At 51.9% G+C, this 23996-nt stretch carries 23 protein-coding genes; 5 read left to right on the forward strand and 18 right to left on the reverse strand.

Features of this window, described 5'->3' with window-relative positions; translation table 11 throughout:
• Nucleotides 1–20: 20 nt before the first annotated feature.
• Nucleotides 21–542, forward strand: a complete 522-nt coding sequence (locus tag FGI41_RS20520; protein ID WP_139492180.1) for a GNAT family N-acetyltransferase — start codon at nt 21–23, stop codon at nt 540–542.
• 113 nt (nt 543–655) lie between these two features.
• Here the strand turns inward: FGI41_RS20520 and FGI41_RS20525 are convergent, their stop codons facing one another.
• Both FGI41_RS20525 and FGI41_RS20530 read right to left on the reverse strand, forming a co-directional pair.
• The gene (locus tag FGI41_RS20525) at nt 656–1177 is read right to left on the reverse strand and encodes a hypothetical protein (protein WP_139492181.1); all 522 of its coding nucleotides are present in this window, start codon (nt 1175–1177) and stop codon (nt 656–658) included.
• 68 nt (nt 1178–1245) lie between these two features.
• Complete coding sequence (locus tag FGI41_RS20530; protein WP_139492182.1) at nt 1246–1596, reverse strand: hypothetical protein; 351 nt, start codon at nt 1594–1596, stop codon at nt 1246–1248.
• Between the two features lie 188 nt (nt 1597–1784).
• On the opposite strand from FGI41_RS20530, the gene FGI41_RS20535 reads away from it, so the two are divergent.
• A complete protein-coding gene (locus tag FGI41_RS20535) occupies nt 1785–2756 on the forward strand; it encodes a phosphotransferase family protein (protein ID WP_139492183.1) in 972 nt (323 codons plus the stop codon).
• Nucleotides 2757–2912: 156 nt separating this feature from the next.
• Here the strand turns inward: FGI41_RS20535 and FGI41_RS20540 are convergent, their stop codons facing one another.
• The 11 genes from FGI41_RS20540 to FGI41_RS20590 form a co-directional block, all read right to left on the reverse strand.
• On the reverse strand, nt 2913–3296 hold the full coding sequence (locus FGI41_RS20540; RefSeq protein WP_139492184.1) for a hypothetical protein: 384 nt from the start codon (nt 3294–3296) through the stop codon (nt 2913–2915).
• A gap of 141 nt (nt 3297–3437) precedes the next feature.
• Nucleotides 3438–4874, reverse strand: a complete 1437-nt coding sequence (gatB, locus tag FGI41_RS20545; protein WP_139492185.1) for an Asp-tRNA(Asn)/Glu-tRNA(Gln) amidotransferase subunit GatB — start codon at nt 4872–4874, stop codon at nt 3438–3440.
• Between the two features lie 6 nt (nt 4875–4880).
• The gene (gene gatA / locus FGI41_RS20550) at nt 4881–6353 is read right to left on the reverse strand and encodes an Asp-tRNA(Asn)/Glu-tRNA(Gln) amidotransferase subunit GatA (protein WP_139492186.1); all 1473 of its coding nucleotides are present in this window, start codon (nt 6351–6353) and stop codon (nt 4881–4883) included.
• A 30-nt stretch (nt 6354–6383) separates the two neighbouring features.
• Nucleotides 6384–6674 (reverse strand): Asp-tRNA(Asn)/Glu-tRNA(Gln) amidotransferase subunit GatC, encoded by a 291-nt coding sequence (gene gatC, locus FGI41_RS20555; protein WP_139492187.1) that lies wholly within the window; start codon nt 6672–6674, stop codon nt 6384–6386.
• A 253-nt stretch (nt 6675–6927) separates the two neighbouring features.
• Nucleotides 6928–7395, reverse strand: a complete 468-nt coding sequence (locus FGI41_RS20560; protein WP_139492188.1) for an RDD family protein — start codon at nt 7393–7395, stop codon at nt 6928–6930.
• A gap of 108 nt (nt 7396–7503) precedes the next feature.
• Nucleotides 7504–8352 (reverse strand): DegV family protein, encoded by an 849-nt coding sequence (locus tag FGI41_RS20565; protein WP_139492189.1) that lies wholly within the window; start codon nt 8350–8352, stop codon nt 7504–7506.
• Between the two features lie 93 nt (nt 8353–8445).
• A complete protein-coding gene (locus FGI41_RS20570) occupies nt 8446–9024 on the reverse strand; it encodes an RNA polymerase sigma factor (protein WP_139492190.1) in 579 nt (192 codons plus the stop codon).
• A gap of 206 nt (nt 9025–9230) precedes the next feature.
• Nucleotides 9231–9962, reverse strand: a complete 732-nt coding sequence (locus FGI41_RS20575) for a GNAT family N-acetyltransferase (RefSeq protein WP_176560366.1) — start codon at nt 9960–9962, stop codon at nt 9231–9233.
• Nucleotides 9963–10008: 46 nt separating this feature from the next.
• Nucleotides 10009–10872 (reverse strand): archaetidylserine decarboxylase, encoded by an 864-nt coding sequence (asd, locus tag FGI41_RS20580; protein ID WP_139492192.1) that lies wholly within the window; start codon nt 10870–10872, stop codon nt 10009–10011.
• A 61-nt stretch (nt 10873–10933) separates the two neighbouring features.
• Complete coding sequence (locus FGI41_RS20585; RefSeq protein WP_139492193.1) at nt 10934–12403, reverse strand: methyl-accepting chemotaxis protein; 1470 nt, start codon at nt 12401–12403, stop codon at nt 10934–10936.
• Nucleotides 12404–12497: 94 nt separating this feature from the next.
• On the reverse strand, nt 12498–13457 hold the full coding sequence (locus tag FGI41_RS20590; protein WP_255298568.1) for an MraY family glycosyltransferase: 960 nt from the start codon (nt 13455–13457) through the stop codon (nt 12498–12500).
• 238 nt (nt 13458–13695) lie between these two features.
• On the opposite strand from FGI41_RS20590, the gene FGI41_RS20595 reads away from it, so the two are divergent.
• The 3 genes from FGI41_RS20595 to FGI41_RS20605 all read left to right on the forward strand — a co-directional run bounded on the left by FGI41_RS20595 (nt 13696) and on the right by FGI41_RS20605 (nt 16438).
• Entirely contained in the window at nt 13696–15216 is a 1521-nt protein-coding gene (locus tag FGI41_RS20595; RefSeq protein WP_255298569.1) for a M36 family metallopeptidase, read from the forward strand.
• Nucleotides 15217–15397: 181 nt separating this feature from the next.
• Nucleotides 15398–15823, forward strand: coding sequence for a MarR family winged helix-turn-helix transcriptional regulator (locus FGI41_RS20600; RefSeq protein WP_139492194.1), 426 nt, complete (start codon nt 15398–15400; stop codon nt 15821–15823).
• A gap of 66 nt (nt 15824–15889) precedes the next feature.
• Nucleotides 15890–16438 carry an NAD(P)H-dependent oxidoreductase gene (locus FGI41_RS20605; RefSeq protein ID WP_139492195.1) on the forward strand — a complete coding sequence of 183 codons (549 nt, stop codon included), beginning with the start codon at nt 15890–15892 and terminating at the stop codon, nt 16436–16438.
• 90 nt (nt 16439–16528) lie between these two features.
• Here FGI41_RS20605 and pruA read toward each other — a convergent pair whose 3' ends face one another.
• The 5 genes from pruA to ligA form a co-directional block, all read right to left on the reverse strand.
• Entirely contained in the window at nt 16529–18076 is a 1548-nt protein-coding gene (gene pruA, locus FGI41_RS20610) for an L-glutamate gamma-semialdehyde dehydrogenase (protein ID WP_139492196.1), read from the reverse strand.
• A gap of 201 nt (nt 18077–18277) precedes the next feature.
• On the reverse strand, nt 18278–19354 hold the full coding sequence (locus FGI41_RS20615; protein ID WP_139492197.1) for a CamS family sex pheromone protein: 1077 nt from the start codon (nt 19352–19354) through the stop codon (nt 18278–18280).
• A gap of 30 nt (nt 19355–19384) precedes the next feature.
• Nucleotides 19385–20926 (reverse strand): Ppx/GppA phosphatase family protein, encoded by a 1542-nt coding sequence (locus FGI41_RS20620; protein WP_139492198.1) that lies wholly within the window; start codon nt 20924–20926, stop codon nt 19385–19387.
• Between the two features lie 27 nt (nt 20927–20953).
• Nucleotides 20954–21880, reverse strand: a complete 927-nt coding sequence (locus FGI41_RS20625; protein WP_139492199.1) for a WD40/YVTN/BNR-like repeat-containing protein — start codon at nt 21878–21880, stop codon at nt 20954–20956.
• Between the two features lie 28 nt (nt 21881–21908).
• Nucleotides 21909–23969 (reverse strand): NAD-dependent DNA ligase LigA, encoded by a 2061-nt coding sequence (gene ligA, locus FGI41_RS20630; protein ID WP_176560367.1) that lies wholly within the window; start codon nt 23967–23969, stop codon nt 21909–21911.
• Between the last annotated feature and the right edge of the window lie 27 nt (nt 23970–23996).

Consider the following 23996-nt stretch of genomic DNA (forward strand, 5'->3'; position numbering starts at 1 on the left):
CATAAAAAGGAGGCTTCCCTATGCCCATCACCATTCGTCCTTTCCATTATGAGCAAGACCGTGCCAATGTGCAACGTTGCAACCTCGCATTGGAGCTGTATCATTCCCGTCTATGGATGGAAATCACGGGAGAGCCGCATGATGCCGGGTATTGGGAGAAGCTCCTTGCCACCCCGGAAGCAGCGAATGACTATGACCAAGAACTGCAGACAGCCCACACCGATGAGAACAAGCAGATTCTGATCGCCGAGACAGCTGCAGGCGAGTTTGCCGGCTTCCTCTACATCGAGGTACGCAATACTCCCCGTCACGGCGTGCTAGAAGGCGGATGCATCAACGAGATCTTCGTCGAGCCTGCCTTTCGCGGTCAGCGTGTGGCCCATCTGTTGATGCAGGCGGGCGAAGACTGGTTTGCCTCCAAAGGCTTGTCGCGTGGCCAAGTCTTCGTGACAGCGAACAATCCGGCGGCGGTCAAGCTGTACGAGTCGTTCGGCTATGTGATCGCGGATTATCGGATGCTGAAGAAACATCGAGACGCATAACGCATAAAAAAAGCGGAGATCGGAGCGTGTTTCTTGTGCTCGTTCTCCGCTTTTCGTTTATTACCTTGTCCATCGTCCGGTTCATTTCCCCTACATTATGTGTGTAGCTTCAACTAAAACTTCACCTTCAACTGAAAGGCAGCCCGTTCCTGCTCCTTGCCCCGAAACGATACCTGAACAATCCCCTCACGCCCACGCAGCTGCGCCGGAACAATCGCCCCGACCGAAAAAGTGGTACGCTTTTGATCGACACTTGCCACTGCAGACTGCCCTTTTTTCATGAGATAGCCGTTGCCCTCCATGTCATAGAAGGTGATCGAGACCTGTCCCTCGTGCCCGAACGTTTTGCCAGTGAACAAGATCGCTCCCGCCGAAATCCCACCTTCACTGACCGAGTCGAGCGTAAATAGGCTATGCTTGAGATCAAGCTTCTGCCCTTTTTTCCAATCGGTCAGGATCAGGTCATATTCCTCTGTGAGCAGGCGGGCGCTTGTCATCATCGCCTGCCATGGACTGCTTGTGGCATACTCCACCACCTGATTGTGTCCGATCTCTCCCTGTATCGTCGCATGCGCATGATCCGCCTGATTCCACGCCAACAACAGCATCAAGCCGAGCCAAAGTCCTTCTGCCATCCGTTCTCACCCCAGTCATGTTTACCCATAGCATTCCCGATTGGGGCATCAAAAAACCCCTGCGCAAGTTACGCAGAGGCGAGAGAACCGTATTTGCTTTTGAAATCAGCGAAGCTGAAGCCTTCGAACAGAGTCAGGAACTGTTCTGTATCATTGTAATAGGTGCGGGATTCACGCACGTTTGGATGCTTTTCTACGTATAGAATGGCGACGATCCGGCTGACTGGTACGCCTTCCTTCTCCTGATCATAGATACCGCGCTCCGCCAGTACTTTATCAAAATAACGCGGATACGTAACCGTAAAAGACTTCGTGGCATTGTCGGACTCGTATGTAACCATCGAACGGTCAAACGTATCAGACGGTGAGCCGCCTTTGCCTGCTGGAACAGCTTCCCCTGTGATGGACAGGACTTTCATCGGGTTTCCTCCTCTTGTGCAACTATCTTCCTTTTTATTATAGGATAGCGGGCGTTTTTCTACAAACTTGACATGTCCTTCCATGCAGACTTATCGTAATGGTACGCATTCCATCCGCATGTGGCACCCCTTAGCTCAACCGATCCGTACCACATACCTAAAGGATAAAGGAGGACAATCAACCAACTATGACATCCCCAAACCCCAGCCCCTCCCCAACCGACCCATCCCTCATCCACGAAGCCTTTTATCACCTGATGGGCCATGATTCACCGATCCTCGGGGTCAGCCGCTTGACCAACAGCTTCGGCCACGAATGTTGGAAAATTACGACCACGGATCGCACCTGTCTGTTAAAAATCGCGGGACGCAAAGGCTCGCTCTATCATTTTCAAAGCGAAATGCGTGCCTGTGAGCTTGCCCAAGATGGTGGCATTCCTGCCCCCACTATTCTCGCAAAGTGCCCCGCTCCTAATGTTCTCGGACGTAATTACTACATCCAAGAATGGCTGGACGGCGAAGACGCAGAGACCGCTCTACCGAACATGACACCAGAGCAACGTGTAGCCTTCGCCTATGACTTAGGCCGTGCGGTCGGTCAGCTGCATACGATTGAAGGAGACTGCTTCAGCGAAGATGCGCATGGGGAAATCCGCTTCCCCTCCTGGCAGACATTTTGCCAAGATCGGCTGAATCGGCTGGGAGTTGACATTCGGGAGAGCCACTCTTTGCCCGAAGAAAAGCTGGGGGCTGCAGAGAAAAAGTGCCGGAGCCTCATCGAAGCACTCCCCACCGACATCCGTCCCGCTCTCACCCACCGCGACCTATATTTCCCTAATTTCCTCGTAACAGACGGTCAATTCCGTGCGTTGCTTGACTTTGAGATCGCCAAATTCTACGACCCGCTCTATGACCTGCCCAAGCTCAACGATACCGAATTCCGTACCAAGCCTGACATGTACGAGCCGTTCTATCGCGGGTATCATGAGGTGATTCCGTGGCAGGAGGACTTTCCCCTGCGGATTTCCTTGTCAGAGGGATTGCTTTATCTGTCGGCGGTTCATTATTTCCATGCGAGATATTTGACTCCTGATATGTTGGAGCTGTATCTGGTACTGCTGGATGAGTGGCTGGAAAAGGATGCTCGGGGCAAGACCTAGAATGACATGACATGATCTGATCTACTCAATAACAAAAGCTATCCAGTGCAGGTTGATTGCGCCGGATAGCTTCTTTTTTCGCGAGTTTTGACAGGTTTCCACGGATTTTTACGGATTGAGAGACCCAGCCCGCTCCTTTTCCAGAAACGCAATCAATCAGGCGACATCTGACGTACGCAGGGCAACCCCCTTGTTGTCTAGAGCGATGATGGTCGGATACTCCTGAATGTTCAATTGCTGATAATAATCCAATTGGGTGTTCTCAAACCATCCCAGTTCATCCACCCGGCCCGTATCTAGGATGTGGTTCATCTCGGTACGGTACTTTTCGGTGGCGGGTTTATTGAGGAAGACGTACACATGGTAACGACCCGGCGCTTGGGATAGCAGGCGCTCCGGTACTTGGACCGAATCCGCTTGCTCCAGCGTCTGCGGGCCTGGCTCGGGTTCGCGGTGAGTGTTTATGCTGGCGCATCCCGTCAAGGTCAGCACCAAAAAAGTCAGATAGGCAGCAGTCAGAGTGATCAAGCGTTTATGCAACGTTATCATCCTCTCTGGAGTGTCTGCTTGTCTAGACGAATTTGCCTCCCAAAAAGTTGCATAGATGCCAAATGTAAAAAAGAAGACGGCCATCTCTTTTGGAGGGCACGTCTTCTCTCTTTTTATGCTTCAAGCGGGTGATTATAGGCTTCCCAGCACTTCAACCAACAACTCATTCACCATACCAGGGTTCGCTTTCCCTTTGGTCTGCTTCATGACTTGTCCGACGAGGTAGCCGATCGCACGCTCTTTACCAGCCTTATAGTCTTCCACAGATTGCGGGTTAGCGGCAACCACTTCTTCGACGATGCGCTTGATCTCGCCTACGTCGCTGATCTGCACCAAGCCTTTTTCTTCGACGATCTTGGCAGGTGCATCACCGGTGTCGAGCATTTCTTTGAAGACCGTTTTGGCGATCTTGGTAGAAATCGTGCCTTTTTCGATCAGCTTGACCATCTCACCGAGACCTTCTGGCGTGAGTTTGACTTCATGCAGTTCGAGGTTGTTGGCGTTGAGATAGCCGAACAGGTCGGAGGTCAGCCAGTTGGCGACCGTCTTGGCATCTGCTCCGGTGTTGACTGCTGCATCGAAGAAGTCTGCGGTCTCCTTCGCCATCGTGATGACGCCTGCGTCGTAAACGGACAAGCCATACTCATTGACATAGCGGGCTTGACGGGCTTCTGGCAGCTCAGGAATAGAAGCTTTGACTGCTTCGAGCCATTCGTCAGAGATTTGCAGACGCACCAGGTCAGGGTCTGGGAAATACCGATAGTCGTGCGCTTCTTCTTTGGTACGCATGACCACGGTTTTGCGGTTGGCTTCATCCCAGCGCATGGTGGCTTGGATGATCGTGCCGCCGCCCGTGATGACTTCCTCTTGGCGCTTCACTTCATATTCGATAGCTGTCTGTACACCACGGAACGAGTTCATGTTTTTCAGCTCGGTTTTGGTCCCGAATTCTTCTTGACCATATGGACGGATGGAGACGTTGGCGTCACAGCGCAGGGAGCCCTGCTCCATTTTTACGTCGGAGACACCGGTGTATTGGATGATGCTCTTCAGCTTCTCCAGATACGCCTTCGCTTCTTCTGCGGAGCGGATATCTGCCTCAGAGACGATCTCGACGAGCGGTACACCTACACGGTTGTAGTCGATGAGGGTGCCGCCGCCAAACTCGGAGTGGGTCAGCTTGCCCGCGTCTTCCTCCAGGTGCAGACGGTTGATGCGGATGCGCTTGGTCTCACCATTGACCTCGATGTCGATCCAGCCGTTTTTACCGATAGGCTGGTCGAACTGAGAGATCTGATAAGCCTTCGGCAGATCCGGGTAAAAGTAGTTTTTGCGGTCGAACTTGGTCTCCTGAGAGATCTCGCAGTTGAGCGCAAGCGCTGCTTTCATCGCGTATTCGATCGCTTGTCTGTTCGGCACAGGGAGGACTCCCGGATGACCGAGACAGATTGGGCAGGTATGGGTATTAGGCGGTGCGCCGAATTCAGTCGGGCAGCCGCAGAAAATTTTACTGTTGGTGGAAAGCTCGGCGTGAACCTCCAGACCGATGACGGTTTCAAACTTGCTCATCTCTCTCTACCCCCTTACCAGTTCCGGCTTGCGCAGATGATGCTGGGTTGCTTGCTCGTAAGCATGTGCAGCGCGCAAGATAGTGGCTTCGTCAAATGCTTTCCCGATCAGCTGCATGCCGATTGGCAGACCTTTGTTGCTCACGCCGCACGGGATGCTGATCGCAGGCAATCCAGCCAGGTTAGCCGGTACGGTACAGATATCTTCTAAGTACATTTTCACCGGATCGTCGACGTTCTCCCCGATCTTGAACGCAGTGGTTGGCGTCGTCGGATGCAGGATGACATCATAGTCAGCGAAAATCGCTTGATAGTCTTGGATGATCAGGGTACGCACCTGCAGTGCTTTTTTATAGAACGCATCATAGTAGCCAGAGGAGAGCGCATAAGTGCCGAGCATGATACGGCGCTTCACTTCATCCCCGAAACCTTGGGTGCGTGATTCCATGTAGACGTCGAGCAGGTTTTGTGCATTTTCAGCACGCACACCATAGCGGACACCGTCGAAGCGGGCGAGGTTGGAAGAAGCCTCAGAGGATGCGAGCAGGTAGTAAGCCGGAACCGCGTATTCGGTATGTGGCAGGGATACCTCGCCCCATGTAGCGCCCAGTGACTCAAGCTGCTTGAGTGCGGTCATGACTGCTTCGCGCACCTCTGGGTCGATGCCTTCGCCGATCAGCTCTTTTGGCACACCGATACGCAGGCCGCTGATATCACCGGTGAGTGCGGACAGGTAATCCGGTACTTCTACGTCTGCAGAGGTAGAGTCGAATTCATCGAAGCCCGCGATGGCTTGCAGCACGTAGGCCGCATCCTCGACGTTTTTGGTGATTGGACCGATCTGGTCGAGGGAAGACGCATACGCTACAAGACCATAGCGCGATACTCGGCCATAGGTTGGCTTGAGTCCTACGACACCGCAGAATGCGGCCGGTTGACGGATGGAGCCGCCTGTATCAGAACCCAGTGTGAAAAAGAATTCACGCGCTGCCATCGCCGCAGCAGAACCACCGCTGGAGCCGCCTGGCACGTAGTCGTAGTTCCATGGGTTGCGGGTCGGGTAGAAGCTGGAGTTTTCGTTGGAGCCGCCCATCGCGAACTCGTCCATGTTGAGCTTGGAATAGATCAGTGCATCTTGTGCCTTCAACCGTTTGCTGACGGTCGCATCATAGATCGGGTCGTAGTTGGACAGGATTTGGCTCGCGCAGGTAGTACGGATGCCTTGGGTCACAATATTATCCTTGATTCCCGCCGGCAGACCAAACAAAAGGCCGAACTCGCCGTCGCCCTTCGCCAGACGCTCGTCCAATGCTTTGGCTTGCTTGCGTGCGACCTCTTCATCAACAGTCAGAGTGGCTTTGATCTCGCCATCCACCTCGCTGATGCGGGAGAGGGACGCTTCGACCAGATCAGTGACTGACAGCTCTTTTTTGCGTAAGTCACTATGTATTTCAGATAAACGTTTATCAAACAGGGACACGTTGGTCACCCCTTCTCTTCTCATCTCGTTCTATTCAAAAACAGCTGGTACCTTCAACTGGCCTTCTTCATGTTCCGGTGAATTGCGCAGGGCTTCTTCACGCGGAAGGGACGCTCGGTTGACGTCTTCACGCATGACGTTTTTCACGTCGGTTGCGTGGCTGGTCGGCTCTACGTTGGATGTATCCAGTTCGTCCAATTTTTTGGCAAACTCCAGAATCGCATTCAAATCTTTGGTATAGCGTTCTGCCTCTTCCTCAGTCAGCTTCAGACGGGCAAGCTTGGCTACATGTTCCACTTCAGTACGAGTAATGGCGCTCAAAAGATTCCACCTCCAAGATTTCTTTCTATACGAGAGCATATAACCTTAAGGATACTGGAACAATTGCGTTCACGTCAATTTTTACCCGTAATCATTCGTCATAAAAAGAAATACATCTGATTAAGGTGTTTTTCTCAAAAAAATAGTTTTGGTCAATCTTTGATGACATAGGTATCGCAGATAAGACCAAGCTTTCCCCGATCACGAAAAATAAGCGCCCAAAATCTTTAGGCGCTTTCCATCCATTTCACCATTATTTTTTCACGACAACCGTGGAGCAGATCTTATCATGCAGCCCCTGTTTCTTCTCGGTAAACCCTACCATGAGATAGCCGATCATCAGGATCAGCCCGGAGAGAATCTTCGAAAAATAACGTCCAACCGCCTGCCCTGTACTGATCTGGTTGCCATTGAGATCGGTTACCTTGATCCCCAGTGCCTGCTTGCCCAAGGTTCCCTGCTTCTCGGACGCCTCAAAAGCGGCAAAATAGACGGCAGACACAACCGCACTGATCAGGTTAGACAGCATAGCAGCAAACTCTGGCGGCAAACCTCCGACTGCCGCGACAATCCCGACCAGTAACCCTACAATAAAACCGACAATGAACAAAATGATGCCATCCACGACATAAGCGCCTACCCGTCGCCAAAAACCAGCGTATTGAACCGTGGCCTGTGGATATGAGTAGCTTGAGTTGGAGTTGACTTGATGCTGATTCATACGTGATCACTCCTTTCCCTTCATATGTATGCCTGCTGCGTGACCTTCATGATCAAATGAAAAAGACCGCCCACCCCATTTTGGGCAGACGGTCGCGCGTCATCAAAATTATAAATAATACCAGGTAAGTCCCATCGCCCCGTTGCCTACATGTGTGGCAATCACCGGACCAAAGTGGGAAACAGATACATCTACATGCGGATATTTCTCTTCAATATATTTTTTCCATTCTTCTGCCTCTTCGCGAACATCAGCCTGTACGATGGAACAGCGCATCGGCTTGCCTTTTTGGGCTTCGGCCTCAAACAGCTCCATAATCCCGCTTTTGGCTTTGCCGCGGGTGCGGACTTTTTGGTACGGTACGATTTTACCGTTTTCAAAGGTGAGGATCGGCTTGATCTTGAGCATCGTCCCCAGCATCATCGCAGCAGCAGAGAGTCGTCCGCCACGGTAGAGAAAATCGAGGTCATCCACCAGGAAATAGGTGGTGCTGTTTTCTTTGATGTAGTTGATACGGGCCAGGATCTCCTCGTGGCTCTTGCCTTCTTTGGCCATCTTGGCTGCCTCGACGACCATGAAGCCCATCGCGTAGACCGTGATCTGGGAATCGATGACATCTACAGGGAAATCCTCCACCATGCGGGATGCCGTCATCGCGCCTTGGCAGGTTCCACTGATGCCGCTCGACAGGTGGATCGCAATCGCACGGTCATACTGCTCAGACAGACGCTCGAACAGCTCCACGAACTCACCAACCGGCGGCTGTGAGGTAGTCGGCAGGCTGTCCGTCTTGCGCAGCTTCTCATAAAAATCGGCTTCGGAGAAATTATCCCCTTCCCGATATGCTTCGGAACCATAGATGACCTGCAGCGGCACGATAAAAACAGAATCTAGTTGCTGTAATTCTTCTTCGGGTATGTAGCTCGTACTGTCTGTCACAATTGCAATTGAAGTCAACGTAGCTTCCTCCACTTCTTCACATCTCTAAAATAGGGTACTACTCATCTATATGAAAAGCACGAAAAAGGAATGACTTTTAGCATCATTCCCTTATCTTGCCTGCTCGCTTTCGCGCATATACAAGCGTTTCAACTCACGTAAGGCTCTGTATGTGATGGTTTTGACACTGGATTCGGTCTTGCCGAGCAGCTCTGCCACCTGTGCCACCTTGAGGTCACCGAAATAGCGCAGGGTCAGGACATCGCGCTGGTCACGGGTCAGTCGCTCCATTTTGCCGCGCAGCACTTGGCCTTCTTCACTGGTCAAAGCCTGCTGCTCCGGTTGCCAGGTATCATCAGTCTCGCTCGTGAAGAGATCTGTGTTATCAGACGGCATTTCGCGTTGTTTGCGGACAAAATCGATAAAGGTGTTATGCGCGATACAGAAGATCCAGGCAGCGAACGGGCTGGTTCTGCTGTACTGTCCGAATTTTTCCAGTGCTTTGAGGAAGACCGTCGTAGTCAGGTCATCGGCATCCCACGGATTGTGGACACGGCTGCGCAAGTAACGGTTCACTCGGTCGAAGTACTCATCATACAACTCATCAAAACTGCGTGATTCAAAATAACCGGTCTGTGGCTGATCAGGAGTTCTACCCTCCTGTCCCCAACGAAGTTTCGGAATAGCCATGGTGGACAACACTCACTTTTCTATAGGTTAGGAAAAAGATTCCAAGTCAGTCGTTTCATGAGTATCATCTTACCGTCCGAAACTTTAGGAAACCTTACCGAAATCTTAAGATTACCTTAAGAAAACATTTTGTAGCTCACATAAAATCTAACAAAAATATCAATAAAAAACAGCCTGAAACCGTTCGTTCCAGACTGAATTTCCCTTTATTTTTTAGTGATTGAGCGATGTCCAACGATCTCTTCAAGCTGAATGCTTCGTAAGCCGATGTTAATTTTTCCATCAAGTTCCTGTAGCATTTCACGGGGCAGTCCGTTGATCTTATGGTACTTCTCTATGTACATAGCACGGACGATCCCATGAAGCTCTACTGCGGTAAATACTGCCGGATTCCGCTTCGTACGGATTAACAGATGGAGCGGAACGGCTGGTGTGTCGGAATGAAGCGGTGGTTGATGATACCCCGTCTCTGGAACCATCCGAAAGCCCTGCCGATGGAAAAAACGGAGTCTGCGCTGGCACATCACCTGCTCCTCTTGGTCATGGGCATCTGCTTCCCGCTCTGTCTCCAAGATGACATGCGGATCGATCTTGCCTTGTGCCTTGGCGTCTTGGACGAACAGCCGCTCCATCTGGCTGATCAGCTCGCCTCCGATCCCATTGCTCTGCTGAGTGGGATCAACTGCCAGATAGACGATGAAGCCACAGTTGGCTTCTGCTAGATAGTAGCCGGTCGACAGAGCGATGACCTGTCCCGCTTCATTCAGACCCACGAGAAAATGATACACGGTCGGTAAAAGCCTGCTGCTCTCCCGAATACCCCGGATCAATACCTCATTCGGTTCACGAATTTCCTCGGCAAAAGAACGCTGATACAGCTCAAGCGCCGGTGTGAGCAGTGGTGAGTCGGTTGTGGTGATCTCTTGCCAGTTCATCATCTGAGATAATGCCCCTTTCCCGAAAAAAAAGCATGCCGCCTTGGCATCAAGGCTGTGCATGCTCTTCTTCTGCCGTCTCGGCAATTTTTTGTCCCATTACGACCGTGCTGCCTACTTCGAGTCCCGGTGCCCAGTTCATCTTGCCTTTTTCGAACAGGAGGATGACCGTGGAACCGAATTCGAACCAGCCGACTTCCCGGCCTTTTTCAAACATCGGGGTACCGCCGATCGCTTCACTTACTTGACGCCCGCCCTTGATGTTGGTCGTGGCGGTGTTGTTGTAGGTGACCTTGACGCTGCCGACGAACAGAGCACCTACCTTGACGATGGCGACACAGCCTGCCGTCTTGCTCTGGACGTAGGTGATGAGCCGCTCATTGCGGGCAAACAGCTTATCTACATGCTCGACACCCATCTCATTGACCGGATAGAGGCGGCCTGGCAGGTAGGTATACTTGAACAGCTTCCCCTCCACCGGCATATGGATTCGATGATAGTCGCGCGGACTCAGGTAGATGGTGATGAAGCTGCCGCCCTTGAAGCGCTCAGCCATCTGCTTGTCACCACCCAGCAGGTCAAGTACGCTGTAGTCCCGTTTTTTGGCTTGGATCAGTGTCCCTTCGACGATATCACCGAGCTGGGAAACCTTGCCGTCCACCGGGCTTACAATCACCTGATGGGCCGGATCAATCGGACGGGCCTCCGGCTTCAGACGACGTGTGAAAAATTCTTTGAGCGTGCGATATTCACCGACTGGTTTTTCGATCATAGTTGTATCAATATGATAATGCTTAATATAGCGATTAATAGCAAAGCGACTCAGACGTGAGGCCATAATCTTCCCCATTTGCCGCGACATCGCATTTTGCGGTAACTGCTTAATCAGCCCGCGTAGCATACGTTTCCTCATAGGACAACTCCTTGTGGTGTTCTTCACCTACTCTACCACGAGTTTTCCATACGAGCAAATATTACTGCAAGGATCTCTGTAAGGTTTTTGACAAATCATGCAGATGATGGATTTCCTCTGCAATCTCACTTACCTTTTCACGTTGAATTTCAGCCGTAGCGAACACTTCTTCCAGACTCGCTACAGACTCCTCGGTGATCGCTGTGATGTTGGACATCTCGCCGGTCACTTCGGAAGAGCGCTGTTTGACGAGGTTCATGCTGCTGCGTACCTTTTCCACGGCACCCATGAACTTGGCCATGTCATTGCGTACCTTTTCCATCGACTGGACGGTGAAATAAGTCAGCTCTTGTCCTTTGGAAACAGAGGTTTCACCCAATTTCATATGGTTCACAGCATTCTGACTCTCATGGTGGAGAGATTGCAGGATCGTCGTGATCTCCTGCGTAGCGACTGCTGACTGCTCGGCCAGCTTGCGTACCTCGTCTGCGACTACGGAGAAGCCGCGTCCATGCTCACCGGCACGGGCAGATTCAATCGCGGCATTGAGCGCTAGCAGGTTGGTCTGTGTGGCGATCTGGTTGATGGTGCCGACGATCTCCTCGACACGGTTGGCTTGCCTGTTCAATTCATTGATGGTGGTAGACGCCACTTGAACGGTCTGGACGATGTGTTCCATCTGATTGGAGAGGTCGTTCATCATTTCGATTCCTTTGGCGAGCAGCTGGTTGTTCTTCTCTGCTTCATCCTTCATCATGATGGCCTGATGATTGACTTCGGCAATCTCGGAGTCGATGGATTGTACCTCCTCCTCAATCCGCACGGTGGATTGGGCTTGGGACTCCATGCCTGTCGCCACTTCGCGGAACGCGGTCATCATGTCATCATTGCTGCGTCTGGTGATATCGGCATGCTCGTTGACCTGCTCAGAGGTCGTATCGAGCGCCTGTGTGACGGTAGCCACATCGCTGAGAATCGTTTTGAGACGCTTTTCCTTCTCTTCCGCCTCACAGCGGGCATCGTGTGCGGCCTTGAGCGTATGCTGACCTGCCAGACAGAGATAGGTAAGACCGCTGACCATCAGGAAGATTGCCACCAGCTTCAGCACCAAATCAACCTCGGTGGAACCGCCTTCAAAAATATCAAACCATCCAGTGGTAAAACCAGTAATAATAGAAACAAAATAAAGTGCCCCCGTACTGACAACGACCCGCCAATCCAGATAGGCCGCCAAGAAGCCCAGCACGATGAACGGCAGATACGCGACTTCTGCATAAGGAATAAAATGAGCCAACGATAGCGAATAAAACACAAATCCAACGGCAACGAGATAACGGATAACCTTACTCTCTTTTTTCCAGAAATAAAGCGGTGAAACAATCAAGGTGACGAACAGCCCCAGTGAAACCATCTGGAAAAACGGTATCCCAAGCGTCAGCCACAGGGCAATCGACAGCCACAGATGATTCCACAGGATAAAAATCATGAACCCTTCTTTATTGGTCAACGTATTGCGAATCAGGTTCAACATCCACGTGGCCCCCTTTTTTAACATTCTTTACCTACATCTCATTTTAACCCAAGCCCCCCTGTCATGGCTGTGAGATAAATCACACTTTTGTATTTTATACATAGAGAAATAATAGAAGAGAAACCGCTGAGAACAAGAAGCTGACTACATACAGCACGATAACGGTCTGCTTCGGTGACAGTCCGCGCGACATCAGGCGGTGGTGCATATGACGCCGGTCCGCTTGATACAGGGCCGTTCCAGCAAGCATTCGGCTGACAAATACCTGCACCGTATCCATCACAGGTAGTCCGAGCGCAAGGACGGTGACGACCAACGAGATCAAGGTCGCTCCCTTCATCGCTCCCTCCAGCGAAATAATCGCCAAGGCAAAACCCAGAAACGTCGCTCCCGCATCCCCCATGAACATCTGGGCCGGAAAAAAGTTAAACCGCAAAAACGCAAGCGTCGCCCCAACCAATACAATCGCAATCATCGCTGTCGTCTCCTGCCCTTTGACGAGCGCAATAAAGAACAGCGTGGTCGCACTAAACACCGTCACCCCGCCTGCCAGCCCGTCCGCCCCATCCAGAAAATTAACCATGTTGATCAAGCCGACGATCCAGACCACCGTAGCGATGAACGACAGCCACTGCGGAAATACGTACATCTCCCCCGAATCCCAGCCAAACCACGACAGACTGATCGCCCCAAACCGAATCTGTAGGGCATACGCAATGACGGCCACCAGCAGCTGGACGATGAGCTTGGGCGACACCGGAAACTCTCTGCGCTGTGCCTTAAACCAATCATCGAACGAGCCTACTCCGACCAAGAGCATCCCCCCGACGACCAGAGCTGTCACCAGAGGCTGTCCATCTGCAAAAGCCAGCGTAACCAGCACCACCCCGATGAACATCGCAAGCCCTCCGGAGAGCGGCATCGGCTTCTGGTGTGCTTTACGCCCGACTGGCATATCGATCAATCGAATCTTCCAGGCAACCCGCATCGCCACGGGAATCAAGAGAGAGACCAAGAAAAAGGTCGCCAAAAACGGAACAAGATAGGAAGCCACTTTTTTCACCCACTTCTTATTCGTTGTTCCTATTAGTTTGGACTTGCTTCCCCCAAATCAGCGCCGGTAAGTCAAAATCGTACATTTTGCTATGTTCAGACACGTTCCATTTGTTATCTGAATCCCGAAAGCAATCAACGAAATTTTGTCGGAAAAAAATATAAAAAAACTGATTACTTTCATATTTCAATATATTGTGAGAGGTGCTATAATTATTTTAACAGAAAGGGGTGTCCTTATGAAAAATCACAAAAAAGTTATTGCTTCTTTAACGGCTGTAATGGCTCTGACTATGGTGGTTCCATCCGTCATGGCTAATTCTGCAGAAACGGCGGCTCCAACCGCACAAGCTTCTTTGGACTCCAAAGCGGCTGCTGATCAATACCTGAAGGACAACGCAGGCAAGTTCAACCTGAAAGCTGATCTGTCCGACCTCGCGTACGTTACTTCTATTACATCGGATGCAGGTACCTATGTCCGCTACCAACAAACCGTTGAGGGCGCACCTGTATTCACCCAACAAGTAACCGTCACTCTCGACCGTTCCAACAATGCCGTACTGGTTGTATCTGACTACACTCCAGTAAGCGAAGTGGAAGTCGCGAAAACCAAAATCTCCAAAAAAGATGCTGAAGATTTCACCATCAAGCACAATAAAGTAAAAGACAAAAACAACAAGTGGGCCGATACCATCACTGAATACGGTTATACCGTTGTAGACGGCAAAGCAGTACCTGCTTACCGCGTTGTCTTCCACGATGCTGATTCCAATGCTGCATGGGAAGCTTATGTACATGCAGGCAACGGTAAAGTACTCAAAAACAAAAACCTGAACGTGCGTGCTACCGGTACAGGTAAAGTGTTCAATCCAAACCCAATCTCCTCTGCGGGTACCAAAACTGGTTTCTTGGACAACAACGACGCTGATTCCACAGCGCTTACCGGCCAGCTCAAATCCGTAAGCATCTTGGGTCTGGATGGCTCTGGTTACCTGAAAGGTCAATACGTAACCATCAGCTCCAAAATCAACACATACAATGCAACCAATACCTTCAACTATACCCGCAACAGCGACAGCTTCGAGGATGTCATGGCGTACTACCACATCGACACCCTCCAACGCTATATCCAAACCCTCGGCTTCACCAACATCAACAACCGTTCGATCGTTGTTAACAACGGTAAATACACAGCGGACAACTCCTACTATTCCCCATCCACCAAAGCTCTTACCTTTGGTTCCGGTGGCGTAGATGACGCGGAAGACGCTGGTATCATCGCTCACGAGTATGGTCACTCCATCCAAGACAACCAAGTGCCAGGCTTCGGTAACACACTTGAGGGCGGCGCTATGGGTGAAGGCTTCGGTGACTACCTCGGTGCTACTTATGAAGATGCTACTTCCGGCAACACTTACGGCAAAGGCTGCATCGGTGAGTGGGACGCTGTTTCCTACTCTTCCAGCAATCCACCTTGCCTCCGTCGCCTCGATACCAACAAGGTATATCCACGCGACTGGGCTGGCGAAGTGCATGATGACGGTGAAATCTGGTCCCAACCACTCTACGATATGGCTAACACCTTTGGCCGTGACGTAGCGACCAAGATCATTCTCCAATCCCACTTCTCCCTCACTCCTAACTCTGGCTTCGTAGATGGTGCAAAAGCGATCCGTAACGCTGACGGCCTGCTCTATGGCGGTACTCACCAAGCTCAGATCGACTCCATCTTCGGCGCTCGCGGTATCGCAACGAAGTAAGCTTTGACTGTCTGACTGAACAAGCTGGTCTGAATAAAGAGAAAGTCCTGAGTCTTCTGTAGGCTCAGGACTTTTTCCTACCCATCTGGTACAACCCGTTACCCATTCGGATTTGACAGTCAGCCAAAACAATGGTAAGTTGTATGTACAAACAAGATTTGATTGCAAGCGAGGAACGCCTATGAACGAATGCTTTAACACCTGCCTGTTCTTCACAGCCAACCGGCTCTCGCGCATCATCACCAAGATCGGTGAAGAGGAGTTCCAGAAAATCGGACTCTCCCCCACCTATGCTTACCTCATGATGACGGTTAAGGATCAGCCAGGCATCACCCAGAAAGACCTGAGCGAGATCCTGCATATCGCTCCATCCACCAGCACCCGCCTGATCGACAAGCTGGTCGTCAAGAATCTGATCGAACGCAAAACAGAAGGCAAGCTCTCCATGCTCTACCTCACCGATAAGGGCTTGGGAGTGATGGATGAAATCAACCACTGCTGGAAAAGCCTGTACGCCCGTTACTCTGCCATCCTTGGTGAGCAAGAGGCCAGAGCACTGACCGAAATGATTCACCATGCAAGTGAGACGTTGGATAAGCAGTCTTAAATTTTTTTCAGGTTTAAGTTGCTTGTACATACAAATTAAAAAGATTTAGGGAGATGGAAAAAAACTATGAAAACACTGGTTATCGTTGTTCATCCACATTTGGAGCAATCCCGCATTAATAAAGCTTGGGCAGAGCGTATCGCCAAAGAAGAAAACGTCACTGTTCACAACCTCTATGGAGCTTATCCTGATGGGAAAATCGACGTAGCCCGTGAGCAAAAGCTGGCAGAAGCGCATGATCGTATCGTATTCCAGTTCCCACTCTACTGGTACAGCACCCCTGCTCTTCTGAAAGAATGGCAGGATGTCGTCTTGACCTACGGCTGGGCATATGGCTCTGAAGGGAACGCTCTGCACGGTAAGGAACTTGTCTTAGCCGTATCTGCAGGTGGGGCGAAAGATGTATACCAAGCAGGTGCACGTAACCAATTTACGCTGAGTGAATTGCTCCGTCCGCTGCAGGCGATGGCGAACCTGACCGGGCTTGAATTCCTGCCGACCCATGCCTACCACGGAGTTTATGGTGTGTCAGATGAGGCGCTGGCAGAAAGTGCGGAGGCGTATGTGGCACATGTCTTGAATCCTGAGTTGAGTCTGAAGAATGTGGCGCTGTAAGTTGTTCTCCCCTGCGCTTTCGTCATGAAAGTGAGCTGGGTAGTAAGAAAAAGGCTAAGTCTGTGAGATCCAGACTTAGCCTTTTTGTCATTAGAGCAACTCAGATACGAGTTTCGCTTGGGTGAAGAGGAGCAGGTAGTCAGGGCCGCCCGCTTTGGAGTCGGTACCGGACATGTTGAAGCCGCCGAATGGGTGTACGCCTACGAGCGCACCGGTACATTTGCGGTTGAAGTAGAGGTTACCTGCATGGAACTCGGTGCGTGCTTTTTCGAGGTGTGCACGGTTGCGGGAGATGACTGCACCAGTAAGACCATACTCGGTGTTGTTGGCGATTTCGAGCGCGTGGTCGAAGTCGTTAGCTTTGCAGAAAGCCACAACTGGTCCGAAGATCTCTTCTTGCATGATGCGTGCATCTGGAGCCACGTCAGCAAATACGGTTGGCAAGATGTAGTAGCCGTTATCTGGGCCTTTTTCGCCGCCTGCCACGAGTTTACCCTCGGATTTACCGATTTCGATGTATTCGAGGATTTTATTGTATGCTTTGTCGTCAACTACTGGACCGGTGTAGAACTCTGGGTTCACAACGTCACCTACAGTGAGTTGTTTGGTCAGTTCAACTACGCGGTTGAGTACTTGATCGTATACGTCTTGGTGAACGATCGCACGGGAGCATGCAGAGCATTTTTGGCCGGAGAAGCCGAATGCAGATGCTACGATGGATTGAGCAGCCAGTTCGAGGTCAGCATCGTTGTCTACGACGATGGAGTCTTTACCGCCCATTTCAGCAACGAGGCGCTTGATCCATTTTTGGCCTGGACGGTGCTTCGCAGCCAATTCGTTGATGCGCAGACCTACGTCACGGGAACCAGTGAAGGAGATGAAGCGGGTCAGTGGGTGCTCAACGAGGTAGTCACCGATTTCGCCGCCGCTGCCTGGTACGAAGTTAACCACGCCTGCTGGTACGCCTGCGTCTTCGAGGATTTCCATGAATTTCGCTGCGATGATTGGTGTGGTGGATGCTGGCTTGAGCACTACGGTGTTACCCGCTACGAGTGCTGCAGTCGTCATACCAACCATGATCGCGAGTGGGAAGTTCCAAGGTGGGATTACGATCCCCACGCCCAATGGAACATAGTAGAGTTCGTTGTCTTCGCCTGGGATGCGGGTCAATGGATGGCGCTCAGCCAATTTGTCCATTTGACGTGCATAGTATTCCATGAAGTCGATTGCTTCTGCGGTGTCCGCATCTGCTTCCGGCCAGCTTTTGCCCGCTTCTTTGGTGAGCCAAGCGGAGAATTCATGTTTGCGGCGGCGCAGGATTGCTGCTGCTTTGAACAGGTAGCGGGAACGTGCAGTCGCAGGTACAGCTTTCCAGGTTTCGAAGGTTTGAGCAGCGGTTTGGATTGCTTTTTCAGCAAGCTCCTTGTCTGCTTGGGAAACCACACCGATGACTTGCTGTGTATTGGATGGGTTGATCGATTTGCTTTTCTTTTCGGTTTTGATTCTTTCGCCGCCGATGATGATGTCATACTCACGGCCGAGTTCGCTTTCTACTTGAGCGAGCGCTGTTTCGAACGCTTGCTTATTTTCAGGGAGCTTAAAATTGGTAAATGGTTCGTTTTTGTAATCCACTTGCACGATGTAACGCCTCCTTGGTTAATAAGCCTAGTAACGTGAAAGTAACAGGAATTTCTATATGCAAAAACCATACCAACTTTTCCGGATTTACGGCAACGCTAGTAGTGTTTGCATGCAAGGGGTCTTCCAATCGCATAGGTGAAATGAATCTATGTACACAAGTGTGCAAAATAATGTTCAATTCTGCACACTTGTGTTTGATTATTTACGATAGATATGCATATACGGTTCGCCTTCTGACGGGCGGACATAGATCGCCAATGGCGCGGTGATGGACTGGACGTAGAGGTTGACATGCACTTTTTTATCGAAGTATTGGTTGATCAGTCCGGCAGCATATTGGGTGAACTGCAAGACCTCTGTGCGGGAATCGTACTCAGCTGAAGCAGTGATCGTCAGCTCTACGAGTTCACCGTCCATGAAGCGGCCAAGACCGGTCAAGCCGATATATTCACCGAAGAAGCCCTGAACATTTTTCTTCAGCTTATCATATTGCATCGAGATCTGCGGGTATTCGGACTCGGCATCACTTCCGGGGAAGAGGAAGAATTCTTCCTGAATCGGTTGCCACTTCGATACAGAGCTGTCTGTGGCATTGACCGTCCCTGTCATGATGAAGCGGCCAGGTACGAGGGTGGATGAGCGCCCAGGCACTTGATAAAGCGCGATGACCATCGGGACTTGCTGGTTCTCGGCGCGGATCTTCTGCACGATACGAGCTGAGAGCTGCTGTCCTTTGGCACGCAGCTCATCAACGGTGAATTCCTTTTCTTGACCGGATGGATCGGTATATACCGGGTTGAGTGCGAGGCTGATCACCATACCGAACGGGCCGTTTTGCTGCTTGCTCACATAATCGTGCTCAAGCACTTGGATCAGCAGGTTTTTGCCTTTTGGCGGGTTGAGACCTTCTTGGTTTTTGCTGGAGCGGGAGACCCAGGCTTCGACCTGTTCCTTGGAGATACGCTGTCCTTCCTGGAACAGATACTCTTCGGTAGAAAACGTCTCTTGGGCGATCTCCATCATGCCCAGCTCCAGATGGCTGAAGTCGATCCGGTAATCCCGCTCAGCCAGCATGCCGCGTGTCTGGTTGGGACGATAGGGAACGACACCCCCGTAATGTTTATCGCTGATTTGGAACACCGAGGAGATGGTCGGGGTGGCCGGCTCCGGTGCCTCCTCTGACGGTCTGCTGCCAAAGAACGAGCAGGCCGTCAAAGCCAGACAGCAGGTGACGAGCAGTGAGTAGCGGGTTAGCCTGTTCCATGTTTTTTTCATTGGTAAAAACTCCTTTAGATACAAACAGCGCTATGGCTTGTCCATCACTTTTTCCACGACTTTGGCGGAAATTTCGAAGCGTCCGCCGAAGCTTTTATCGAACTTTTCCAGTAGCTCGCGGGCTTCCTTGAGCTCCAGCTCGATATCAGGGGTGACGGTGTGCATGATAATCTTGGTCTCTTTTCCGGACAGCTTGCAGGTGACATCCTGTACATCCATGGAGAGCGAACGGTCGAGAGCGCGAGCCATCAGCAGGATGATCGTCAGTCTCAGCACCAGCTCTTCGTCCTCCGGCTTGAGAAGCATCTGATAAGGGGCGGACCACTCGCGGATTTTTTTCTTATTTTTACTGGCGGCAATCAGAGCGACCAGCAGACGCTCGCGGTGTGTCAGCCCTGGGATTTTGGAGTGGAGCAGGACATAGTAGGTGTGCTTCTGCCACTCATAAAAGCTGACCGTGACACCCACATCATGCAGCAGGGAGGCAAAATGGAGCAATCGGCGCTCGCTCTCCCCCATCTTATGACGCGGGGACAAATCATCAAACAACCGCAGGGACAGGTGTGCGACGTGATGGGCGTGTGAGTGGTCGACTTTGTAATAATGCATCAGGTTCTCCACTTCACTCATCGTCACATCTGCTGCGAGCTTTTGCGGGTATCGCTGTTGGTAGTACTCATAGAAAAGACCCTCGCGGATACCGTTGCCGCTGATCAGAAGCTGCGGTGCTTTGCAGGCTTCCATCAGGGATTGGATGATCAAGCCACCCGCGAGAATGATGTCGGCACGCTCCTTGGAGAGGCCGGGGAGCTGCTGCAGCTCTTTATAGGAGAGAGAGGCGATGTAGTTGATCGTCTCATCTACCTGTGTCTTGCTCATCTCGTAGTTGTGGGCGATCTCGATCGGATAACCGATGAGATTGCGGTGGATGCGGGCGATATTGCGTACCGTGCCGCCCAGTCCGATCAGGGGCAGGCCGTGATTGGCACTGATCCATGGCTGGTTAAGAAAAGCGCTGCGCAAATACTGCCGCACATCGTAAATCGACACCCTGCCATCCTGCTCTGGGTCGCGGTATGACTCGGTCAAGGTCAACGCCCCAAACGGCATACTCACACTGTCTGACAGCTTGCGGCTACGGAACAGGGTCACCTCAGAGCTTCCCCCGCCGATATCGAGCGTGAAGCCGTCTTGCAGAGAAAATCCGTTGAGTACCCCGACCAATCCGTAATAGCCTTCCTCATGCCCGCTCAGGACACGAAAACGCAGACCGGTCTCGGCTTCGACGGTGTTGAGGAAATCCTGCTGGTTCTCTGCAATCCGTACAGCCGCCGTCGTGACAGGGACGATCGTCGTCACCTGGCGCGAGCGGCACAGCTTCATGAAGCGCTTGAGCGTAGACAGGGCGCGTTTGACGGAGGCAGGCTTGAGGATGCGCTCCGGCCCCATCGATTCACTGAGCCGTACCGTCTCCTTGGTGTCGTCGACCAGATGATACGAATCTTGATTGATTTCAAAAATGACCATCCGGATGGTGTTGGAACCCATGTCAATAATGGCGATCTTCTCCATCTGATCACCTCTTTTCTATTGGCAGGCTTACTGCCATTTTTTCCATTCGCCGTTCTCATAAAAATAGATGATGGCAGAGTCACCGATCCCGATTAACGTATCTTCGCTGTGTCCCGGTGAAATCGCACTGAGCCGTTCAGGAACGTCTTGGGACAACATCTCCCAATCGCTGTCTTCTTCCTTCACCATGATGCCCTGGTCGGTGGAGAGGTACATCTTATTGTGCTGATTGTCGATGGCAAGCGAAAAGACGCGCTCCACGCCCTCGATTACCTCAGACTCCCACTTGCCTTCCTGCGCGGATAACAGACCGTTCTGTGTCAGCACATACAGGCGCTCCTCATAGGCATTGTAGTCGATCGCATAGACCTCCTGATTGAGCTGCTGCAGCTCTTCCATCAGCTCCCAGCGGTCACCGCCGTCGCGGGATTGATAGATCCCCATCCCCGACACATAGACATAGAGGTTCACCTGATCTTTCTGCCGTACACCCGTCAATCCGAGGATGTCAGGCTGGTCAGGTAACCCCGTTATCATCGGCTCCCATGTTTCGCCGCCGTCACGGCTGCGCTTGGCTACACCTTGACCCGTCACATAGACGTGCTCCGTCTCCTCGGGGTCGAAAAAAGCACCCCGGATATCGTCGAGCGCAAGATCCTCCGGCGTCTCCGCCCAGAGCTTCTGACTTGCTGTCCCATAGAGACCCACATGTGTGCCAAGCCAGAGTCTTGATCCATCTGGAGATGGCTTGACGAAGTGGATGTGCTCCCCTTTTTGCAGGACGTCCTGATAGGTGAGCTCCCCTTGAATATCAGAAGCGGCACGGACCGGCACATTGGGCGTATCAAAAGACCCCTGTGCAGGCTCAGTGTCATTGGTCGTACATCCGGTTAACAGGCTGGTCATGGCGAACCCGACTGCCCATTGTTTCAGCGTGATTCGTTTCACTTTCACTCACACCTTCACCAAAGAGAATGGGATGTTACATTTCACCTGTTTCCAACAGCTTGAGAAACGCTTCTTCATCCATGATTTTTATGCCCAACTTCTCGGCTTTTTCCAATTTTGATCCAGCTTTTTCACCGGCGACCAATAGATCGGTCTTTTTGGAGACACTGCCTGTCACTTTGGCTCCGAGCAGGGTCAGCTTCTCCTCTGCTTCGCCGCGTGACATGCTGGCAAGCGTACCGGTGACGACTGCTACTTTACCGGAGAGCGGGAGGTCGGCTCCTGCTTCTACGCGCAGACCTTTGTATTCAAAATTGACGCCTGCCTGGCGGAAATGCTCGATCAGGTCTTTTACCTGTTCCAATTGGAAGTAGGCGACGATGCTGTCTGCCATTTTCGGGCCGATCTCATCGATCTGAATCAGTTGTTCTTCGGTGGCTTCCATGATCTTATCGAGGTGTCCGAATTCTTCTGCGAGCACCTTGGCTGCTTTGGCCCCGACGAGACGGATACCGAGGCCGAAGATCAGGCGCTCGACCGAGTTATCTTTGCTGGCCTCGATGGAAGCGAGCATGTTGTCAACCGACTTCTCGCCCATGCGCTCCAGCTTGAGCAGGTCTTCGCGGCGGTCGTGCAGATAGTAGAGATCGGCGACGGATTTGATGAAGCCCTCAGCAAAAAGCTGTGCCACTACCTTCTCACCCAGACCTTCGATATTCATCGCGGTACGGGAGACGAAGTGGGCCAAGCCTTCGCGGATGATCGCCGGGCAGTCAGTGTTGAGGCAGCGCAGGGCGACCTCGTCTTCGAGACGGACCAGCTCACTGCCGCAGTCTGGACACTCGGTCGGCATTTCAAAAGGACGCTCCTCGCCTGTACGGCGCTCTGGCAGTACGTTGACGATCTCTGGGATGATATCGCCTGCTTTTTTCACGACGACGTGGTCGCCGATCATTAAGCCTTTTTCACGGATGATATCTTCGTTGTGCAGGGATGCGCGCTTGACGGTGGTGCCTGCGAGGCTGACGGGGTTGAGGATCGCGGTTGGTGTGACTACGCCTGTGCGGCCTACGGACAGCTCGATGTCGATCAGCTGTGTAACCGCCTCTTCTGCCGGAAACTTGTAGGCGGTGGCCCAGCGTGGGCTTTTTGCGGTAAAGCCAAGCTCCTGCTGCTGTGCGTAGCTGTCTACCTTGATCACCATGCCGTCAATCTCGTATGGCAGGGTTGGGCGCTTCTCGGTCCATGTCTCGACGAACGAGATCAATTCCTCGATATCATCGAACACACGACGCTCTTTATTCACGGCAAAACCAAGCTCCTCCAGCGTATTCAAGCCCTCGCTATGGGACTCGATGCGTTCGCCTTCGACCTCACCGATGCCATAGACGAAGATGTCCAGCTGGCGGGATGCGGCGATTTTTGGGTCGAGCTGGCGCAGGGAGCCTGCGGCTGAGTTGCGTGGGTTGGCGAATAAGGCTTCGCCTTTTTCCGCACGTTCTTTGTTTAATTTTTCAAAAGCCTGCTTGGACATGTACGCTTCTCCACGCACCTCGATCGTGACTGGACGGGCGAGGCGCAGCGGGATCGTGCGGATCGTCTTGAGGTTCTGGGTGATATCCTCGCCGACGCTTCCGTCCCCACGGGTGGCACCGCGCACGAACAGGCCGTTTTCATAGCGGAGTGAGACGGCAAGGCCGTCGATCTTAAGTTCGCATACATAGCGGACGGTCTGGTTGCCTAAGCCTTGGCGGACACGGCGGTCGAAGTCGCGCAGATCGTCAGCGCCGAATGCGTTGCCCAGACTCAACATCGGGGTCTTGTGCTCCACCTTCACAAAAAACGGCAGAGGTTCCCCGCCCACACGCTGGGTCGGGGAGTCTGGCGTAATCAGCTCCGGGAACCGTTCTTCTAAGCTTTTCAGATCGCGTACCAGCTGGTCATACTCTTGGTCAGTGATCTGCGGATTATCTTCTACATGGTAGAGACGGTTGTGTTTCTCGATAGTTTCACGCAATTCTTTGATCTTGGCTTCCGCTTGCAGAATGTCCAAATCAGGTTCATTCCTTTCTATCTGAAAACAGGCGCTTCCCATGTTCCCAACATCATATGGAACGGGAAA

The organism is Brevibacillus dissolubilis, from assembly GCF_006170445.1.
Lineage (GTDB): Bacteria > Bacillota > Bacilli > Brevibacillales > Brevibacillaceae > Brevibacillus_B > Brevibacillus_B dissolubilis.

Bases quoted from the DNA above. Each gene is read 5' to 3' on its own strand.
- FGI41_RS20585 (WP_139492193.1), bottom strand. From the start codon at position 12,403: ATGTTGAACCTGATTCGCAATACGTTGACCAATAAAGAAGGGTTCATG.
- ligA (WP_176560367.1), bottom strand. From the start codon at position 23,969: ATGGGAAGCGCCTGTTTTCAGATAGAAAGGAATGAACCTGATTTGGAC.
- FGI41_RS20530 (WP_139492182.1), bottom strand. From the start codon at position 1,596: ATGAAAGTCCTGTCCATCACAGGGGAAGCTGTTCCAGCAGGCAAAGGC.
- FGI41_RS20520 (WP_139492180.1), top strand. From the start codon at position 21: ATGCCCATCACCATTCGTCCTTTCCATTATGAGCAAGACCGTGCCAAT.
- FGI41_RS20595 (WP_255298569.1), top strand. From the start codon at position 13,696: ATGAAAAATCACAAAAAAGTTATTGCTTCTTTAACGGCTGTAATGGCT.
- FGI41_RS20525 (WP_139492181.1), bottom strand. From the start codon at position 1,177: ATGGCAGAAGGACTTTGGCTCGGCTTGATGCTGTTGTTGGCGTGGAAT.
- FGI41_RS20575 (WP_176560366.1), bottom strand. From the start codon at position 9,962: ATGATGAACTGGCAAGAGATCACCACAACCGACTCACCACTGCTCACA.
- asd (WP_139492192.1), bottom strand. From the start codon at position 10,872: ATGAGGAAACGTATGCTACGCGGGCTGATTAAGCAGTTACCGCAAAAT.
- FGI41_RS20570 (WP_139492190.1), bottom strand. From the start codon at position 9,024: ATGGCTATTCCGAAACTTCGTTGGGGACAGGAGGGTAGAACTCCTGAT.
- FGI41_RS20620 (WP_139492198.1), bottom strand. From the start codon at position 20,926: ATGGAGAAGATCGCCATTATTGACATGGGTTCCAACACCATCCGGATG.
- FGI41_RS20605 (WP_139492195.1), top strand. From the start codon at position 15,890: ATGAAAACACTGGTTATCGTTGTTCATCCACATTTGGAGCAATCCCGC.
- gatB (WP_139492185.1), bottom strand. From the start codon at position 4,874: ATGAGCAAGTTTGAAACCGTCATCGGTCTGGAGGTTCACGCCGAGCTT.
- FGI41_RS20600 (WP_139492194.1), top strand. From the start codon at position 15,398: ATGAACGAATGCTTTAACACCTGCCTGTTCTTCACAGCCAACCGGCTC.
- FGI41_RS20560 (WP_139492188.1), bottom strand. From the start codon at position 7,395: ATGAATCAGCATCAAGTCAACTCCAACTCAAGCTACTCATATCCACAG.
- FGI41_RS20615 (WP_139492197.1), bottom strand. From the start codon at position 19,354: ATGAAAAAAACATGGAACAGGCTAACCCGCTACTCACTGCTCGTCACC.
- FGI41_RS20535 (WP_139492183.1), top strand. From the start codon at position 1,785: ATGACATCCCCAAACCCCAGCCCCTCCCCAACCGACCCATCCCTCATC.